Origin of the sequence: Streptomyces sp. NPDC050732 (genome assembly GCF_040654255.1) — a bacterium.
Lineage (GTDB): Bacteria > Actinomycetota > Actinomycetes > Streptomycetales > Streptomycetaceae > Streptomyces.
Window position 1 is genome coordinate 1 of sequence record NZ_JBFAHP010000040.1, and the last position, 16887, is coordinate 16887.

The 16887-nt window shown below is 70.6% G+C and carries 16 protein-coding genes; 10 read left to right on the top strand and 6 right to left on the bottom strand.

All coding sequences use genetic code 11. The features are described from left to right. Positions 1–66: 66 nt before the first annotated feature. Positions 67–498, bottom strand: a complete 432-nt coding sequence (locus AB0H82_RS30035; RefSeq protein WP_362998226.1) for a DUF3052 domain-containing protein — start codon at positions 496–498, stop codon at positions 67–69. Positions 499–866: 368 nt separating this feature from the next. On the opposite strand from AB0H82_RS30035, the gene aceE reads away from it, so the two are divergent. Both aceE and AB0H82_RS30045 read left to right on the top strand, forming a co-directional pair. Continuing rightward, entirely contained in the window at positions 867–3599 is a 2733-nt protein-coding gene (aceE, locus tag AB0H82_RS30040) for a pyruvate dehydrogenase (acetyl-transferring), homodimeric type (RefSeq protein WP_362998228.1), read from the top strand. 81 nt (positions 3600–3680) lie between these two features. Next, positions 3681–4502, top strand: coding sequence for an ion channel (locus AB0H82_RS30045; RefSeq protein WP_362998230.1), 822 nt, complete (start codon positions 3681–3683; stop codon positions 4500–4502). Between the two features lie 87 nt (positions 4503–4589). Here the strand turns inward: AB0H82_RS30045 and AB0H82_RS30050 are convergent, their stop codons facing one another. Both AB0H82_RS30050 and AB0H82_RS30055 read right to left on the bottom strand, forming a co-directional pair. After that, entirely contained in the window at positions 4590–4964 is a 375-nt protein-coding gene (locus AB0H82_RS30050) for a peptidase inhibitor family I36 protein (RefSeq protein WP_362998232.1), read from the bottom strand. A gap of 157 nt (positions 4965–5121) precedes the next feature. Next, entirely contained in the window at positions 5122–6732 is a 1611-nt protein-coding gene (locus AB0H82_RS30055; protein ID WP_362998234.1) for an MFS transporter, read from the bottom strand. 122 nt (positions 6733–6854) lie between these two features. On the opposite strand from AB0H82_RS30055, the gene AB0H82_RS30060 reads away from it, so the two are divergent. The 3 genes from AB0H82_RS30060 to AB0H82_RS30070 all read left to right on the top strand — a co-directional run bounded on the left by AB0H82_RS30060 (position 6855) and on the right by AB0H82_RS30070 (position 9849). Continuing rightward, the gene (locus AB0H82_RS30060; RefSeq protein WP_362998236.1) at positions 6855–7499 is read left to right on the top strand and encodes a TetR family transcriptional regulator; all 645 of its coding nucleotides are present in this window, start codon (positions 6855–6857) and stop codon (positions 7497–7499) included. A 181-nt stretch (positions 7500–7680) separates the two neighbouring features. Further along, positions 7681–8892 (top strand): alpha/beta hydrolase, encoded by a 1212-nt coding sequence (locus AB0H82_RS30065; protein ID WP_362998238.1) that lies wholly within the window; start codon positions 7681–7683, stop codon positions 8890–8892. 75 nt (positions 8893–8967) lie between these two features. Continuing rightward, the gene (locus tag AB0H82_RS30070; protein ID WP_362998240.1) at positions 8968–9849 is read left to right on the top strand and encodes a DUF4429 domain-containing protein; all 882 of its coding nucleotides are present in this window, start codon (positions 8968–8970) and stop codon (positions 9847–9849) included. A gap of 28 nt (positions 9850–9877) precedes the next feature. Here the strand turns inward: AB0H82_RS30070 and AB0H82_RS30075 are convergent, their stop codons facing one another. Next, entirely contained in the window at positions 9878–10894 is a 1017-nt protein-coding gene (locus tag AB0H82_RS30075; protein ID WP_362998242.1) for an aldo/keto reductase, read from the bottom strand. 5 nt (positions 10895–10899) lie between these two features. Next, positions 10900–11322, bottom strand: a complete 423-nt coding sequence (locus AB0H82_RS30080) for a MerR family transcriptional regulator (RefSeq protein ID WP_362998244.1) — start codon at positions 11320–11322, stop codon at positions 10900–10902. Between the two features lie 115 nt (positions 11323–11437). Between AB0H82_RS30080 and AB0H82_RS30085 the strand changes: the two genes are divergently transcribed. Further along, the gene (locus AB0H82_RS30085; protein ID WP_362998246.1) at positions 11438–11935 is read left to right on the top strand and encodes a GNAT family N-acetyltransferase; all 498 of its coding nucleotides are present in this window, start codon (positions 11438–11440) and stop codon (positions 11933–11935) included. A 19-nt stretch (positions 11936–11954) separates the two neighbouring features. Next, on the top strand, positions 11955–12776 hold the full coding sequence (locus AB0H82_RS30090; protein ID WP_362998248.1) for a serine hydrolase domain-containing protein: 822 nt from the start codon (positions 11955–11957) through the stop codon (positions 12774–12776). 39 nt (positions 12777–12815) lie between these two features. On the opposite strand, the gene AB0H82_RS30095 is transcribed toward AB0H82_RS30090, so the two are convergent. Further along, positions 12816–13478: a pirin family protein gene (locus AB0H82_RS30095; RefSeq protein ID WP_362998250.1), complete on the bottom strand. Its 663-nt coding sequence runs from the start codon at positions 13476–13478 to the stop codon at positions 12816–12818. A 163-nt stretch (positions 13479–13641) separates the two neighbouring features. Between AB0H82_RS30095 and fasR the strand changes: the two genes are divergently transcribed. The 3 genes from fasR (at position 13642) to AB0H82_RS30110 (ending at position 16815) form a co-directional block, all read left to right on the top strand. Further along, positions 13642–14781, top strand: coding sequence for a fatty acid biosynthesis transcriptional regulator FasR (fasR, locus tag AB0H82_RS30100; RefSeq protein WP_362998357.1), 1140 nt, complete (start codon positions 13642–13644; stop codon positions 14779–14781). An 89-nt stretch (positions 14782–14870) separates the two neighbouring features. Continuing rightward, a complete protein-coding gene (locus AB0H82_RS30105; protein ID WP_362998252.1) occupies positions 14871–15782 on the top strand; it encodes an ACP S-malonyltransferase in 912 nt (303 codons plus the stop codon). A 28-nt stretch (positions 15783–15810) separates the two neighbouring features. Continuing rightward, positions 15811–16815 carry a ketoacyl-ACP synthase III gene (locus tag AB0H82_RS30110; RefSeq protein ID WP_362998254.1) on the top strand — a complete coding sequence of 335 codons (1005 nt, stop codon included), beginning with the start codon at positions 15811–15813 and terminating at the stop codon, positions 16813–16815. Positions 16816–16887 lie beyond the last annotated feature (72 nt).

Here is a 16887-nt window from a genome sequence, read left to right on the forward strand (position 1 = left end):
GTCGTCGGCGGGGGCCTCACGGTCGTTCTGCGGTGCCACTCTGCGGTCCCACTGGGGCCTGGCGCTCTAGCGCTTCTTGGCGGCGCCCTTGGGGGTGAGCAGCCGGCTGCCGTTCCAGTCCTTGCCGGCGTTGATGCTCTTGGTCGCGGAGAGGCCCGCTGTGGTGGCCGCCTCGCCGATCTCGCTCGGCTCGACGTACCCGTCACGACCGGTCTTCGGAGTCAGCAGCAGGATCGCGCCGCCTTCCTCGATGTAGGCGATGGCATCCACCAGCGCATCGGTCAGGTCCCCGTCGTCCTCACGGAACCAGAGCACCACGGCATCGGCCACGTCGTCGTAGTCCTCGTCGACGAGCTCGGAGCCAATGGTCTCTTCGATGACCTCGCGGAGCTCCTGATCGACGTCGTCGTCGTAGCCGATCTCCTGGACCACCTGGTCGGGCTGGAAACCAAGCCTTACGGCAAGGTTCGTCTCCGCGTGGTCCGCGGTCGCGCTCACGGATTGCCTCCTGATCATGTTTTTGGGAATGCCTGTCAGCCACGCGCGTGCGCGGGGCGTTGGCCGTAGTCCACACGGGCGGGACGGATCGCGCAAGTACCCGGCCGCCGAGACCGCCGAAACGGTGATGTTCCCGACCGTGTCGCCGCAACTGCCGCCACACCTGTACGAGGCCGAACGGCTCTGCGAAGCGGCTTGACGCGTTGGGCGTATCGTTGCGATTTGGGCCGAGCCTACCCCAGGGTGGCCGGATCAGCGTCTCGGTTACCAATCGGTAGACATGACGTTTGCGTCCGCGAGGTACACGATGGGAAACGGTGCACGGCCAGGCACACCGCAGGCGAGAGCCCCAACAGCGAAGGAACAGCGTGGCTTCCGGATCCGATCGCAACCCGATCATCATTGGCGGCCTGCCGAGTCAGGTCCCGGACTTCGATCCCGAAGAGACCCAGGAGTGGCTCGACTCCCTCGACGCCGCGGTCGACGAACGCGGCCGTGAGCGGGCCCGCTACCTGATGCTCCGGTTGATCGAACGTGCGCGCGAAAAGCGCGTCGCCGTGCCCGAGATGCGCAGCACGGACTATGTGAACACGATCGCCACCAAGGACGAGCCCTTCTTCCCCGGCAACGAGGAAGTCGAGCGCAAGATCCTGAACGCGACCCGCTGGAACGCCGCGGTGATGGTCTCCCGCGCCCAGCGCCCCGGCATCGGCGTCGGCGGCCACATCGCCACCTTCGCCTCCTCCGCCTCGCTCTACGACGTGGGCTTCAACCACTTCTTCCGCGGCAAGGACGAGGGCGACGGCGGCGACCAGATCTTCTTCCAGGGGCACGCCTCCCCCGGTATCTACGCCCGCGCCTTCCTCCTCGACCGGCTCACCGAGCCGCAGCTCGACGCGTTCCGCCAGGAGAAGTCCAAGGCGCCCAACGGCCTCTCTTCGTATCCGCACCCGCGTCTGATGCCGGACTTCTGGGAGTTCCCGACCGTGTCCATGGGCCTCGGCCCGCTCGGCGCGATCTTCCAGGCCCGGATGAACCGCTACATGGAGGCGCGCTCCATCGCGGACACCTCCAAGTCGCACGTCTGGGCGTTCCTCGGCGACGGCGAGATGGACGAGCCGGAGTCGCTCGGCCAGCTCTCCATCGCCGCCCGTGAGGGCCTGGACAACCTCACCTTCGTCGTCAACTGCAACCTGCAGCGCCTGGACGGCCCGGTGCGCGGCAACGGCAAGATCATCCAGGAGCTGGAGTCGCAGTTCCGCGGCGCCGGCTGGAACGTCATCAAGCTGGTCTGGGACCGCAGCTGGGACCCGCTGCTCGCGCAGGACCGCGACGGCATCCTGGTCAACAAGCTGAACACGACGCCCGACGGCCAGTTCCAGACGTACGCCACCGAGACCGGCGCGTACATCCGCGACCACTTCTTCGGCGACGACCACCGGCTGCGCGCCATGGTCGAGAACATGACCGACGACCAGATCCTGCACCTGGGCCGCGGCGGTCACGACCACAAGAAGATCTTCGCGGCGTTCTCGGCGGCCAAGGCGCACAAGGGCCAGCCGACGGTGATCCTCGCCCAGACGGTCAAGGGCTGGACCCTCGGCCCGAACTTCGAGGGCCGCAACGCCACGCACCAGATGAAGAAGCTGACGGTCGACGACCTCAAGGGCTTCCGCGACCGCCTGCACATCCCGATCACGGACAAGCAGCTGGAGGACGGCGCCCCGCCGTACTACCACCCGGGCCGGGACTCCGAAGAGATCCAGTACATGCACGACCGCCGCAAGGGCCTCGGCGGGTACGTCCCCACCCGCGTCGTGCGCGCCAAGCCCCTCCAGCTCCCCGACGACAAGGCGTACGCGGCCGCGAAGAAGGGCTCGGGCCAGCAGTCGATCGCCACCACCATGGCGTTCGTCCGCATCCTGAAGGACCTCATGCGGGACAAGGAGATCGGCAAGCGCTTCGTGCTGATCGCCCCCGACGAGTACCGCACCTTCGGCATGGACGCGTTCTTCCCGAGCGCGAAGATCTACAACCCGCTCGGCCAGCAGTACGAGGCCGTGGACCGCGAACTCCTGCTCGCGTACAAGGAGTCCCCGACGGGCCAGATGCTGCACGACGGCATCTCGGAGGCGGGCTGCACGGCGTCCCTCATCGCCGCCGGTTCGGCCTACGCCACCCACGGCGAGCCGCTGATCCCGGTCTACGTCTTCTACTCGATGTTCGGTTTCCAGCGCACCGGCGACCAGTTCTGGCAGATGGCCGACCAGCTCGCGCGCGGTTTCGTCCTCGGCGCGACCGCTGGCCGCACGACCCTGACCGGCGAGGGCCTGCAGCACGCGGACGGCCACTCGCAGCTGCTCGCCTCCACGAACCCCGGCTGCGTCGCCTACGACCCCGCCTTCGGCTACGAGATCGCGCACATCGTCAGGGACGGCCTGCGCCGGATGTACGGCCCCGAAAGCGAGGACGTCTTCTACTACCTCACGGTCTACAACGAGCCGATCCAGCACCCGGCCGAGCCCGCCGACGTGGACGTCGACGGCATTCTCAAGGGCATCTACCGCTTCAAGACCGGTGACCAGGGCGCCATTCCGGCGCAGATCATCGCGTCCGGCGTCGCGGTTCCGTGGGCGGTCGAGGCCCAGCAGATCCTCGCCGCGGAGTGGAACGTGAAGGCGGACGTCTGGTCGGCGACCTCCTGGAACGAACTGCGCCGCGAGGCCGTGGACGTGGAGCGCCACAACTTCCTGCACCCCGACGAGGAGCAGCGCGTCCCCTACGTCACACAGAAGCTGTCCGGCGCCGAAGGCCCGTTCGTGGCCGTCTCCGACTGGATGCGGAGCGTCCCCGACCAGATCTCCCGCTGGGTGCCCGGCACGTACCAGTCGCTGGGCGCGGACGGCTTCGGCTTCGCCGACACCCGCGGTGCGGCCCGCCGCTACTTCCACATCGACGCGCAGTCGATCGTGGTCGGCGTGCTGACCGAGCTGGCCCGTGAGGGCAAGGTCGACCGCTCCGTCCTGAAGCAGGCGATCGACCGCTACCAGCTCCTCGACGTCACGGCCGCCGACCCGGGCGCGGCCGGGGGCGACGCGTAGCACTCCCGGACGCACAGCGCTCCATCCGAAGGGCGGCGGGGTACGGTCCCGCCGTCCTCCGGCGTTTTCTACGATGCGCCCATGAAGGAAGAACCGGCGCAACCCGCACAGATCCGCTGGGAGCGGCGCACCCAACGCCCGCTCCTCGCGCTCGCGGTGGCGTTCGCCGTCGCCTACGCCGTGCCGATCGTGGTGCCCGACGCCGACCGGGCCGTGACGAAGACCTGTTCGATGGTGGAGTGGTTCGTCTGGGGCGCGTTCGCCGTCGACTACGTGGTGCGGCTGCTCCTCGCCGAGCACCGCGGACGGTTCGCGCGCACCCACTGGCTGGACCTGTGTGCCGTTCTCCTTCCGATGATTCAGCCGCTGCGGTTGCTGCGGCTCGTCGCCACCCTGACTCTCGTCGGCCGGCGGGCCCGGATGGCTTCGCAGATCAGGCTGACGACGTATGTCGTGGGCTCGGTGGTGGGCCTGTTGATGTTCGGTTCCCTGGCGGTGCTCTCCGTGGAGCGGGACGCTCCGGGCGGGAACATCAAGACGCTCGGCGACGCGGTGTGGTGGTCCTTCACCACGATGACCACCGTCGGCTACGGAGATCACGCGCCGACGACGGGCCTCGGCAGGGTGCTCGCGGTCGGTCTCATGCTGTCGGGCATCGCCCTTCTTGGTGTCGTCACCGCGAACATCGCGGCGTGGTTCATCGCCCGTTTCGAGAAGGACGATGCCGAGGAGCGGCGTCAGACAGCCGCGATCGAGGCGTTGACGGCCGAGGTGCGGGCGCTGCGGGCGCAGGTGACGGCTCTGTCGGGTGCGGAGCCTCAGGTGAGTGCCGGGCCGACGGGTGCCGTGCCGCGGCCCGGAGCGGGGAAGCCCGGCGCACAGCCGGGGCCTCCCGTCCGGTGAGCGTCGCGCGATCCGGCCGACTCCGCGACCACGTACGGCCGCGTGAGCCGGGGCGCTTGCGCGTGGTGTCTTCGCGAGTACCCCCGTTCAGCTCTCCCAGACCTTGAAAGCCCTTACGCGGTAAGGGGATTCGGGGGCCCAGGTGCCGCTGCCCGGATAGGTGTTGAACTCGCCGGTCTCGGCGCACTCCGCCGACTGGTAGACCGTCACGGGCCGCCCCGTGCGGTTGGCGACGGCCTCCGCGCTGCTCCCCTCCGGCAGCGCGGTGCAGCTCTCGATGTCGATGTCCGCCAGTTCGTACGCATGGCGGGTGCCGTGGAAGCCCGCCTTCTCCCAGAGGCAGAGCTCGCCGGCACCGCAGCCGCGCAGTGTCGGTGGGGCGGCGGCCCCGGCGTGCGTGGGCGTGAGGACGACCGCGGCGAGTGCGGCTGCCGTGACGGTCGTGAGCATGGTCGTACGCATGTGTGGCAACCCCCGTGTGCTGTGCGGATCTTCTGTCTGCACTGTGGACCCGCCGGCCCGGCCGTCGGAAGGGGTACGAATGTGCGTCACCCTGATAGGCGAAAGCCCCCCAGGTTCTCCCTGAGGGGCTTTCCCCGATGCGTCGGCGACCCGGGCGTCAGATGTGGCCCACGCCCGCGCCCGCCTCGGCGTTGACGCCGCGCTTGGTCAGGAACGCGACGAACACCGCGGCCGCGGCGACTCCGGTGGCGACCAGGCAGGCCAGGCCCATGCCCGACATGAACGTGTCGTGGGCGACCGAGGTGATCTGGTCGGCGACCGACGGCGGAGCCTTCGGCGGCACCGGTGCCACACCGACCTGGACGGCCTCGGCGGCCTTGTCGAGCTGGGCCTCGCTGAGCGGCGGAAGCTTCGCCTCGGCCCAGTTCTCGGGCAGGTCGCTGTCGACCTTCGACGCCATGACGGCGCCGAGGACGGCCGTGCCGAGGCTGCCGCCGATCTGCATCGCGGCCTGCTGGAGGCCGCCGGCGACGCCGGAGAGCTCCATCGGCGCGTTGCCCACGATGACCTCCGTCGCGCCGACCATCACCGGGGCGAGGCCGAGGCCGAGGAGCGCGAACCAGATCGACATGAGGCCGCTGCCCGTGCCCGCCTCCAGCGTGGACATGCCGTACATCGCGACGGCGGTGCAGAGCATGCCGCCGGCCAGCGGGACGCGCGGGCCCACCTTGGTGATCATCGCGCCCGCCAGCGGCGAGCCGATGATCATCATGCCGGTGAGCGGCAACAGGTGCAGACCGCTGTCGACGGGGCTCATCCCGTGCACGTTCTGCAAGTAGAAGGTGACGAAGAAGAGGCCGCCCATGAAGGCGATGGCCATGAGCACCATCAGGACCACGCCCGCGGAGAGCGGCACCGAGCGGAACAGGCCCAGCGGGATGAGCGGTTCCTCGACCTTCGACTCCCAGGCCGCGAAGAGCGCGAAGCTCAGTACGGAGGCGCCGATGAAGGTCCAGGTCATGCCGGAGCCCCAGCCCCACTCCGGGGCCTTGATGAGCGCCCAGACCAGGCAGAACATGGCCGCGGACAGCAGCGCGATGCCGACGACGTCGAAGGACTTCGGCGCGTTCTCGGCCCGGTGGTCCTTGAGGATGACCACGCCGAGCACTACAGCGATGATGCCGACCGGCACGTTGATGAAGAAGACGGACTGCCAGCTGACGTGCTGGACGAGAAGGCCGCCGAGGATCGGGCCGCCGGCCGTGGAGGCGCCGATCACCATGCCCCAGATGCCGATGGCCATGTTGAGCTTCTCGGCCGGGAACGTCGCCCGGAGCAGCCCGAGCGCGGCGGGCATGAGCAGGGCGCCGAAGAGCCCCTGGAGCACGCGGAAGGCGACGACCAGCGGGATGGTGTCGGAGAGGCCGATGGCCCCCGAAGCGGCGGCGAAGCCCACCACGCCTATGAGGAAGGTCTGGCGGTGGCCGAAGCGGTCGCCCAGCTTGCCCGCGGTGATCAGCGCCACGGCGAGGGCGAGGAAGTAGCCGTTGGTGATCCACTGCACCTCGGCGAAGGTGGCGCCGAGGTCCTTCTGGATGGCCGGGTTGGCGATCGCCACGATGGTGCCGTCCAGGGCGACCATCATCACGCCGATCGCGACGGCGAAGAGCGTCAGCCAGGGGTGGCCGCGGAGCCCCTTGGCCGGGGCCGGAACGGAGGCGGGCTCCGGCGCCTCGTCCGCCTTGTCGACGGTGGTCTGACTAGTCATGCGTTCGAGGCTAGTGACAGCCTCTGACAGTTGACAAACCATTTCACTAGTCGGTAACTGTCACGTGCCTCACAGGTAAGGTGAACTGGGCAAACGGCCGGAAAGAGGACGATGGTGTGAAGATGACGCAGCAAGCGACCAGGCCGGGGTTGCGCGAGCGCAAGAAGCAGCGCACCCGGGACGCCCTGCTGCGCGTGGCGCTCGAACTCTTCACCACCAAGGGGTACGAGGAGACGACCGTCGACGAGATCGCCGAGGCCGTCGACGTCTCCCAGCGCACGTTCTTCCGCTACTTCGCCAACAAGCAGGAAGCCGCCTTCGCGGTCCAGGAGATGGTGGAGGCGCGCTTCGTCCGGGCCCTGCGCGACCGCCCCGCCCACGAGGCCCCGCTGGTGGCGCTGCGCGGTGCCGTACTGGGCGCCTGGGAGGCGATGGGCCAGTCCATCGAGGAGGTCGTCCCGGTCGAACTCCACATGCGGACCTACCAGATGATCGAGTCGACACCCGCCCTGCTCGCCGTCCATCTGCGCCGCTCCATCGAGATGGAGGACGAGATCGCCCGCGTGATCGCCGAGCGCGAGGGCCTCGACGTGGACCGCGACCCGCGCCCGCGCGTGGCGGTGGCCGCCTTCAGCGGCGTCATGCGCGTGACGGGGCGACTGTGGGGTGCGGGCGAGGACACCAGTCCGGAGTCGATCCGCGTTCTCACGGAGACGTACCTCGACCACCTGGGGCCCGCCCTTGCCGAGGAGTGGCGCACCCCCTGAGGCCGCTCGACCGGCCGCCGCGCCGGGCGTCCAACCAGCGGGAGCCGCCCCTACGTTGAGCAGCCACCCATGCACACCGGGTCGCTCGGCGTGTCGGTTTTGCCTCAATTACCCCTACGGAAACGTGATCTGCCTCACGCGATGCACGGTAAACATCACGATTCTCCTAGGGTGTTCCGTAGTGACTTCCTTCGACTCATCCCCTCAACTCAACGCCTGGCGCGCTCTGCTCGCGCTCGCCGTGGTGTTCGTCATGCTCGCGACCACCGGCTGGACCGCCGTGCGCCACAACAGAGGCGACGCGTCGCCCCTGGAGGCCGCACTCACCGCCTGGGAGAAGGGCAGCATCAGCGGACGCGCGCTGCCCGACGCGGACGGCCCCGCAGGCCGGCTCGCCCACTTCTTCGCCTCGCTCGACGTGCAGCAGCGCAACCGGCTCGCCGCCCGCTACCCGCTCGCGGTCGGCAACATGAACGGCGCGCCCGCCGATCTCCGCTACCGCGCCAACCGCATCGCACTGGGGCAGGCCCGCAAGGTCGAGCGTCAGCGCATGCGCGACAACCGCCTCTCCCCGCTGGGGAAGCAGGAGGCCGAGCGCAGGATGAAGCGGTTCGGGGTGATGATGCGGCCGGGACGCCAGGTGCTCGCCTTCGATCCCATGGGCTCCGGACGCATGGCCGAGGTCTTCGGAGACCTGGACAAGGCCCGCCGTGTGTCGGTGGTCGTGCCCGGCGTCGACACCAACGTACTCACCTTCGAACGGACGTTCCGCAAGTACTCGGCGCCGGTGGGCATGGCCAAGGCGCTCTACCGCGAGGAGCGCGCGGTGGACCCCGGCGCACGTACCGCCGTGATCGCCTGGGCCGACTACACCGCGCCCGTCGGGATCGGCGTGGACGCGGCGACGGCGATGCGCGCCGAGGACGGGGCCACGCGCCTCGACTCCCTGGTGCGCGGCCTCCCCGGCCGCACTCCGGTCGCGCTGTACTGCCACAGCTACGGCTCCGTGGTGTGCGGTGTGGCCGCGCGGAAGCTGCCCCCGCGGGTCACGGACATCGCGGTGGCCGGCAGCCCGGGCATGCGCGCCGACTCGGCTTCGCACCTGGGCACGAAGGCCCGGATCTGGGCCACCAGGGACGGCGACGACTGGATCCAGGATGTGCCGAACATGGAGATCGGCGGGCTCGGCCACGGCGCCGACCCGGTGGCCGTCGGCTTCGGCGCGCGCGTGCTCTCCGCGGCCGGCGCACAGGGCCACACCGGCTATTTCGAGCCGGGCACGGAGAGCCTCCGCAACTTCGCGGAAATCGGCACCGGCGCGTACCGCTCGGTGCGGTGCGCGAGCGACGACGACGCCTGCCGGAAGGGTTTTTCCGGCGCGGCAGCGGCCTGACGCGCGTAGAAATCGACGAAACAGCGGCCCGCCGCAGGAGGGACGGAGGCGCTCGTGCCGCCTACGATGAGCCGCATGGGTGATGTTCTGGCCGGATTTCATGCCGCCTGGGAGTTCGAGTCCGACTCCGTGGTCATCCGCTTCGAACGGGGGATCCGCACACCGAAGCTCTTCCAGGCTCTCGGTGAACGGCGCATCCCCCATGAGGCGATCGCGGCGGTGACGCTCTCCCCCGGCAAACGCGGGACCGTGGTGCTGCATGCCGTGCCGAGACCGGGCGCCGATCCTCTGATGGAGGCCGCGGCGGGCCAGCTCAAGGACGGCAGCGACCCGTACCGCCTGGTGCTTCCCGCGGAGCGGGAGACGCTCGCCGAGTACTACGCGGACGAGCTCCGGGAGCGGCTCGCACCGGACGGCGGTGAGCCCGCGGACCGCTTCCTGGTGGCGGCCCCCGAGGCGCCCCTGCAGTTCAAGGCGTACGACGGGAAGGCGTCCTTCGACGGCAAGCTGGTGGCCTTCCGCTGGTTCTGGACGGGCGCGTCGTCGGCGAAGTGGAAGGCCGGGGACCAGAGCTTCCCCGTCACGGACCTGAGCGGCATCGAATGGCGCTCCCCGGAAGTCTTCGAGGGCCATCTGCGGCTGCTGCGCCGCGAGACCCCGGTCCAGCAGCCCGGGCAGCCCGACCAGGACCCGGCGGCCGTCGTCTTCGGCCTCGGCTACGGCCCGGTCCACGAGTCGCTGCCGTTCGCCGCGTCGGTCCTCGCCGCGGTCCGCGCGGCGAGCCCGGCCCTGCTGCCCGACGGCGTCGGCGCGGGCGCGCCCGCGGTGCGGGCCGTGCGCCGCGATCCGGCGGACATCGCGGACCGCATCCGGCACCTCGGCGAGCTGCACCGGGCCGGTCTGCTCACGGACGACGAGTTCACGGCGAAGAAGGCCGAGCTGCTGGCGGAGCTCTGACCGGGCGGCCTCCCCCGGCCGCTCCCGGCTACTCCCGGCCCGCCGAGGTGAAGGTCATGTCGGCGTAGCGGTTGCCCGCGACGTCGGCGGCGATCGGGTTCAGCAGGGCGAGGTCGTCGTCGGTGAGGGTGATGCGGGTGGCCGCGGTGTTCTCCTCGACGCGGGCGGGCCTGCGGGTGCCGGGGATCGGGACGACGGGGAGGCCGTGGACCGTGGCCTGCTGCTGCACCCAGGCCAGGGCGATCTGCCCGAGGCTCGCTCCGTGGGCGTCGGCGACGGCACGGACCGGGGCCAGGAGCGCGGCGTTGGCGGTGGCGTTGGTGCCGGTGAAGCGAGGCTGTTGGCGGCGGAAGTCGTGCTCGCCGAGTTCCTTGTCCGCGTGGGTGAAGGAGCCGGTGAGGAAGCCGCGGCCGAGCGGGGAGTACGGCACGAGGGCCACGCCCAGCTCGGCGGCCGTGGGGACCACGCTCCGCTCGATGTCGCGGCTGAAGAGCGACCACTCCGACTGGACCGCGGCGATGGGGTGGACGGCGTGCGCCGCGCGCAGCTCGGCGCCGGTGACCTCGCTCAGGCCGATGTGCTTGACCTTGCCCGCGGCGACCAGCTCGGACAGCGCGCCGACCGTCTCCTCGATGGGCACGTCCGGGTCGCGGCGGTGCATGTAGTAGAGGTCGACGACGTCCGTCTCCAGGCGGCGCAGGCTGGCGTCGATGCTGGCGCGGATGTACTCCGGGGAGTTGTCGATGCGCCGCTTCGTCGGCTCGGCCGGGTCGATGGCCAGGGCGAACTTGGTGGCGAGGACGATCTCGTCGCGGTGTGCCCTGACGAAGGGCGCCAGGAACTTCTCGTTCTCGCCCATGCCGTAGACGTCGGCGGTGTCGTAGAGGGTGACGCCGAGCTCCAGGGCGCGGTCCAGGGTGGCCCTGGCCTCGCCGGTGTCCGTGGGGCCGTAGGCGAAGCTCATGCCCATGCAGCCGAGGCCCTGGACGCCGACCTCCGGCCCGTCGCCGCCGAGTCGCACCTTCGTGATGTTCATGTCCGTCATCGTGTTCAGGGCCTTTCCGACGCCCGCCGGGCGCCCGCGTATGTGTCGATCTTGTAGTCGAGGACGGCGAGGGTGTCCTGCAGCTCCGCGATGCGGGCGCGGACGTCGCGCCGGGTGCTCTCCAGGAGCTCCTGGCGCTCGGGGAAGGTGTGTTCGCCCTCCCGCACCAGCTCCGCGTACCGGACCATGTCCGCCACGGGCATCCCGGTCAGGCGCAGCTTGCCGACGAAGGCGAGCCAGTCCAGGTCGCGGCCGCTGTAGCGGCGCTGGCCCGTGTGGGAGCGGTCGATGTGCGGCATCAGGCCGATCCGCTCGTACCAGCGCAGGGTGTAGGCGCTGAGGCCGGTACGGGCGGCGACTTCGCTGATCGTGTAGCGGTCCTCACCGTTCGGTCCTGCTGGTGCGCTCCTGGTCTCCATCACCGTCATGACCCTCACGCTAGAACCCTGGAGTGCACTCCAAGCAAGCGGGAATCGGCGGAGACCGGCGGCCGCGGAGGAAATTCGGGAGACGTCCCATCCCCTGGTCATTACGGTCCCGGGCATGAGTCTTGTACGTCGTGCGACGCCAGAGGATGCCGAGGAACTGCTCAGGCTGCGGCAGGTGATGTTCGATTCGGTCTTCGCGGCCCGCTCGGGGAGCGGATCCGACACCGGTCCCTCCGACACCAGTTGGCACGCCGAGTCCGTGCCGATCGTGCGGCGCCGCCTCGGGGAGCCCGAGGGGAACTTCGCGGCGTTCGTCGTCGACCACCCGGAGCGGCCGGGCGGACTCGCGGCGCTGGTCGTCGGGACGGTCGAGTACCGGATCGGGCGGGCGGACAACCCGCACGGCCGGGTCGGCCAGGTCTTCAGTGTGGCCACCGACCCCGACCAGCGGCGCAAGGGATACGCGCGGGCCTGCATGGAGGCGCTGCTCGACTGGTTCCGCGAGCAGGGGGCGGCCGGCGCGGACCTCAACGCGTCACCGGAGGCGGAGCCGCTGTACGTCTCCCTCGGCTTCGTGCGCAAGCCCGACCCCTCGATGCGGCTCACCCTGTAGGGCCCTTAGGCTCACAGACATGCAGAGCCTTGCGTTGATCGAGAACTGGCCGGTCCCCACCGCTGCCGCGGCCGTCGTCCGTGCGGACGGCAGTGTCGTCGGGACGCACGGCCCCACGGACCGGCGGTTCGCCCTCGCCTCGGTCACCAAGCCCCTCGCGGCGTACGCGGCCCTCGTCGCGTACGAAGAGGGGGCGGTCGAGCTCGACGAGCCGGCCGGGCCCGAGGGGTCGACGGTGCGGCATCTGCTGGCGCACACCAGCGGCCTCGCGTTCGACGAGCACCGGGTGACGTCGGCGCCGGGCACGCGGCGGCTGTACTCGAACGCGGGCTTCGAGGTGCTGGGCGACCACATCGCCAAGGCGACGGACATTCCCTTCGGGGAGTATCTGCGGCAGGCGGTGCTTGAGCCGCTCGGCATGACCGCGACCGCGCTGGAGGGTGACGGGTCGCCCGCCAAGGACGGCGTGTCCACGGTCGACGACCTGGTCAGGTTCGCCGCGGAGGTGCAGGCCCCCCGGCTGCTCGACGCGCGGACCGTGGCGGCGGCGATGACGGTGACGTACCCGGGGCTGAAGGGTGTCCTGCCGGGGTACGGGCACCAGAATCCGAACGACTGGGGGCTCGGGTTCGAGATCCGGGACGGCAAGTCCCCGCACTGGACCGGGATTTCGTCCTCGCCCCGGACGTTCGGGCACTTCGGGCAGGCGGGCACGTTCCTGTGGATCGATCCGGACGCGGGGGCGGCGTGCGTCGCGCTCACCGACCGGCCCTTCGGGCCGTGGGCCGTCGAGGTGTGGCCGCCGTTCACGGACGCGGTGCTCTCCGAGCTTCGCGGCTGACCGGCCGCCTCGGCCACCCGCGCCCCTGACCCCCAACCCCTAAGGGGCGCTCAGCATCTCCCAGATCAGCACTTCCGTCCTGCCCGACGCCACGCCCTCCAGGCCCGGCTCATCGGTGATCCGCGCGGAGTCGCCCGTCCCCAACTCCGCCCCGGCCAGGGCGAGTTCGCCGCGCACCACATGGACGTACACGAACGGCGCGGCCGGGACCGCGAACCGCTCGCCCGCCGCCGGGCGCCGCACATGGAGCAGCGCCCCCGCGCCGGGCACCGCGTACGGCGTCGAGTCGGCGATGCCGCGGACCACTTCGTAGGACGGGTCGCCGCCGGGGGCGAGGGGGGCCAGCCACATCTGGACGAAGACGAGCGGGGTCGCGCCGTCATTGCGTTCCACATGGCGGACGCCGCCCGCGGCGGACAGGTGCTGCACGTCGCCGGGGCGGACCAGTGACGCGTGGCCCGCCGAGTCCCGGTGGGTGAGCTCGCCCTCGACGACCCAGGTCACGATCTCGGTGTGGCTGTGCGGGTGTTCGTCGAAGCCCGCGCCGGGTGCGAGGCGCTCTTCGTTGCAGGCCAGGACCGCGCCGAAGCGGAGGTTGTCGGGGTCGTAGTGAGGCCCGAAGGAGAAGGCGTGGCAGGACTCGATGCCGGCCGCGGTCTCCCCGCCGCGGTACCGGTCGCCGGAGCGCCGTACATCAATCACGCACCCCACCGTAGCCCCGGCACCGCACGTCCCCGCCCCGATAAGGCAGTCTTGTCCCGTGCCCGAACCCTCAGCGAACGAAGCCCATCAGGAGTCCCGCCGGGAATCCGGCCCGGAGTCCGGCCAGGACGCCCGCCGGTCCGCCCACGCCCACACCGCGACCCTGAAGCGGCTGGAGAAGTCGTCAGGGAGCCTCGCGGCGCAGGCCATCGCGCGGATGGACGAGACGCTGTCCTGGTACCGGGCGATGCCGCCGGAGAACCGCTCCTGGATCGGTCTGGTCGCGCAGGCCGGTATCGCCGCGTTCACCGAGTGGTTCCGGCACCCGGACGCGCCCCAGGCCATCTCCACCGATGTCTTCGGCACCGCTCCCCGCGAGCTGACCAGGGCGATCACCCTGCGCCAGACCGTGGAGATGGTGCGTACGACGATCGAGGTGATGGAGTCCGCGATCGACGAGGTCGCGGCGCCCGGCGACGAGTCCGTGCTCCGGGAGGCCCTGCTCGTCTACGCCCGCGAGATCGCCTTCGCCACCGCGCAGGTGTACGCCCAGGCCGCCGAGGCACGCGGTGCCTGGGACGCCCGCCTGGAGTCCCTGGTCGTCAACGCGGTGCTTTCCGGGGAGGCCGACGAGGGCGCCGTGTCGCGCGCCGCCGCGCTCGGCTGGAACTCCCCCGACCATGTCTGCGTGGTGCTCGGCACCGCCCCCGACGGCGACAGCGAGCTCACCGTCGAGGCCATCCGCCGCGCCGCCCGGCACGCGAAGCTGCAGGTCCTGACCGGTGTCCTCGGTACCCGCCTGGTCGTCATCGCGGGCGGCAACGACAATCCGCTGCATGTGGCGAAGTCCTTGATCGGGCCGTACGCCGCCGGTCCCGTGGTGGCGGGTCCGATCGTGCCCGACCTGCTCGCCGCGACCCGCTCCGCGCAGGCCGCGGCCGCCGGACTCAAGGCTTCCGCCGCCTGGCAGGACGCCCCGCGGCCGGTCCTCGCGGACGATCTGCTGCCGGAGCGCGCGATGGCGGGGGATCCGGCGGCCCGTGAGCAGCTGGTGGAGGAGATCTACAGACCGCTGGAGGAGGCGGGTTCCGCGCTCCTGGAGACGCTGAGTGTCTACCTGGAGCAGGCGAGCAGCCTCGAAGGGGCGGCCCGGATGCTCTTTGTGCATCCCAACACCGTGCGCTACCGGCTCCGACGTGTGACTGACGTCACCGGTTGGTCACCTTCCGATGTGCGCTCCGCGTTCACGCTGCGGATCGCGCTGATCCTGGGACGTCTGGCCGACGCAGATCTTCAATCCTAGGGTTTTGTCGAGCTCCTACAATTCCCCCAGCCGTTCTTCGTCCCTGTCCCCACGGGCGGCCCCCACCGTCCACAAGAGAGAGTGTAAGAGTGCTCGTACTCGTCGCTCCCGGCCAAGGCGCTCAGACGCCCGGCTTCCTGACCCCCTGGCTCGACCTCCCCGGCGCCGCCGACCGCATCGCCGCCTGGTCCGACGCCATCGGGCTCGACCTCGCCCACTACGGCACCCAGGCCGACGCGGACGCGATCCGCGACACGGCCGTGGCCCAGCCGCTGCTCGTGGCCGCCGGCCTGCTCTCCGCCGCGGCACTCGGTGACATCACGCCGGGCGCCGTCGCCGGACACAGCGTCGGCGAGATCACCGCCGCCGCGTACGCCGGGGTGATCGGCGACGACGCGGCCATGGGTCTCGTCCGCACCCGCGGCCTGGCGATGGCGGAGGCCGCGGCGGTCACGCGGACCGGCATGGCGGCGCTGCTCGGCGGCGACCCCGAGGTCACCGTCCCGCATCTGGAGAAGCTCGGCCTGACCCCGGCGAATGTGAACGGCGCAGGTCAGATCGTTGCGGCGGGTACGCTGGAGCAGTTGGAGGCCCTGCAGGCCGACAAGCCCGAAGGTGTCCGCAAGGTCGTCGCCCTCAAGGTCGCGGGCGCGTTCCACACGGAGCACATGGCGCCCGCCGTGGCCCAGCTGGAGCAGGCCGCGGCCGGTCTCACCCCCGCCGACCCGAAGATTCCGTACGTCTCGAACCGCGACGGCCGCACGGTCGACACCGGCGCCGACGTGATCTCCCGCCTGGTCGGGCAGGTCGCCAACCCGGTCCGCTGGGACCTGTGCATGGAGACCTTCGAGGAGCTCGGTGTGACGGCGCTGATCGAGGTGTGCCCCGGTGGCACCCTGACCGGTCTGGCCAAGCGCGCGCTGAAGGGCGTCAAGACGCTCGCGGTCAAGACCCCCGATGACCTCGACGCGGCCCGCGAGCTCGTCGCCGAGCATTCCTGAGCCGACGACAGACAAGGAGCCGTAGCGCATGTCGAAGATCAAGGCCGGCAAGGGCCATCCGTACGCGCGGATCATGGGCGTCGGCGGCTACCGGCCCACCCGCGTCGTGCCGAACGAGGTGATCCTGGAGACGATCGACTCGTCCGACGAGTGGATCCGCTCCCGCTCCGGCATCGCGACCCGCCACTGGGCCTCCGACGAGGAGACCGTGGCCGCGATGTCGATCGAGGCGTCGGGCAAGGCGATCGCGGACGCGGGCATCACACCCGGGCAGATCGGTGCCGTGATCGTCTCCACCGTCTCGCACTTCAAGCAGACCCCGGCCATCGCGACCGAGATCGCGGACAAGATCGGCGCGGGCAAGCCCGCCGCGTTCGACATCTCCGCGGGCTGCGCCGGCTTCGGCTACGGCCTGACGCTGGCCAAGGGCATGGTCGTCGACGGCTCCGCCGAGTACGTCCTGGTGATCGGCGTGGAGCGGCTGAGCGACCTCACCGACCTGCACGACCGCGCGACGGCGTTCCTCTTCGGTGACGGCGCGGGCGCCGTGGTCGTGGGCCCCGCCAAGGAGCCGATGATCGGCCCGACGGTCTGGGGCTCGGAGGGCGACAAGGCCGAGACGATCAAGCAGACCGAGTCCTGGGACGTGTACCGCAACGGCGGGGCTCCCGCCAAGTACCCTGCGATCACGCAGGAGGGCCAGGCGGTCTTCCGCTGGGCCGTGTTCGAGATGGCGAAGGTCGCCCAGCAGGCGCTGGACGCGGCCGGAATCACCGCGGACGACCTGGATGTCTTCATTCCGCACCAGGCCAACGAGCGGATCATCGACTCGATGGTGAAGACTCTGAAACTGCCCGAACACGTCACGGTCGCCCGTGACGTGCGCACCACCGGCAACACCTCGGCCGCCTCGATCCCGCTCGCGATGGAGCGGCTCCTGGCGACCGGCGAGGCGAAGAGCGGCGACACCGCGCTCGTCATCGGCTTCGGGGCGGGTCTCGTGTACGCCGCCACGGTCGTTACCCTCCCCTAGGCATCCCGTCCGGATCTTCCGATCCGTACAACAGTGCCCAGCCTGCCGCTGCCGCGGCGGGCGCCCCACCCT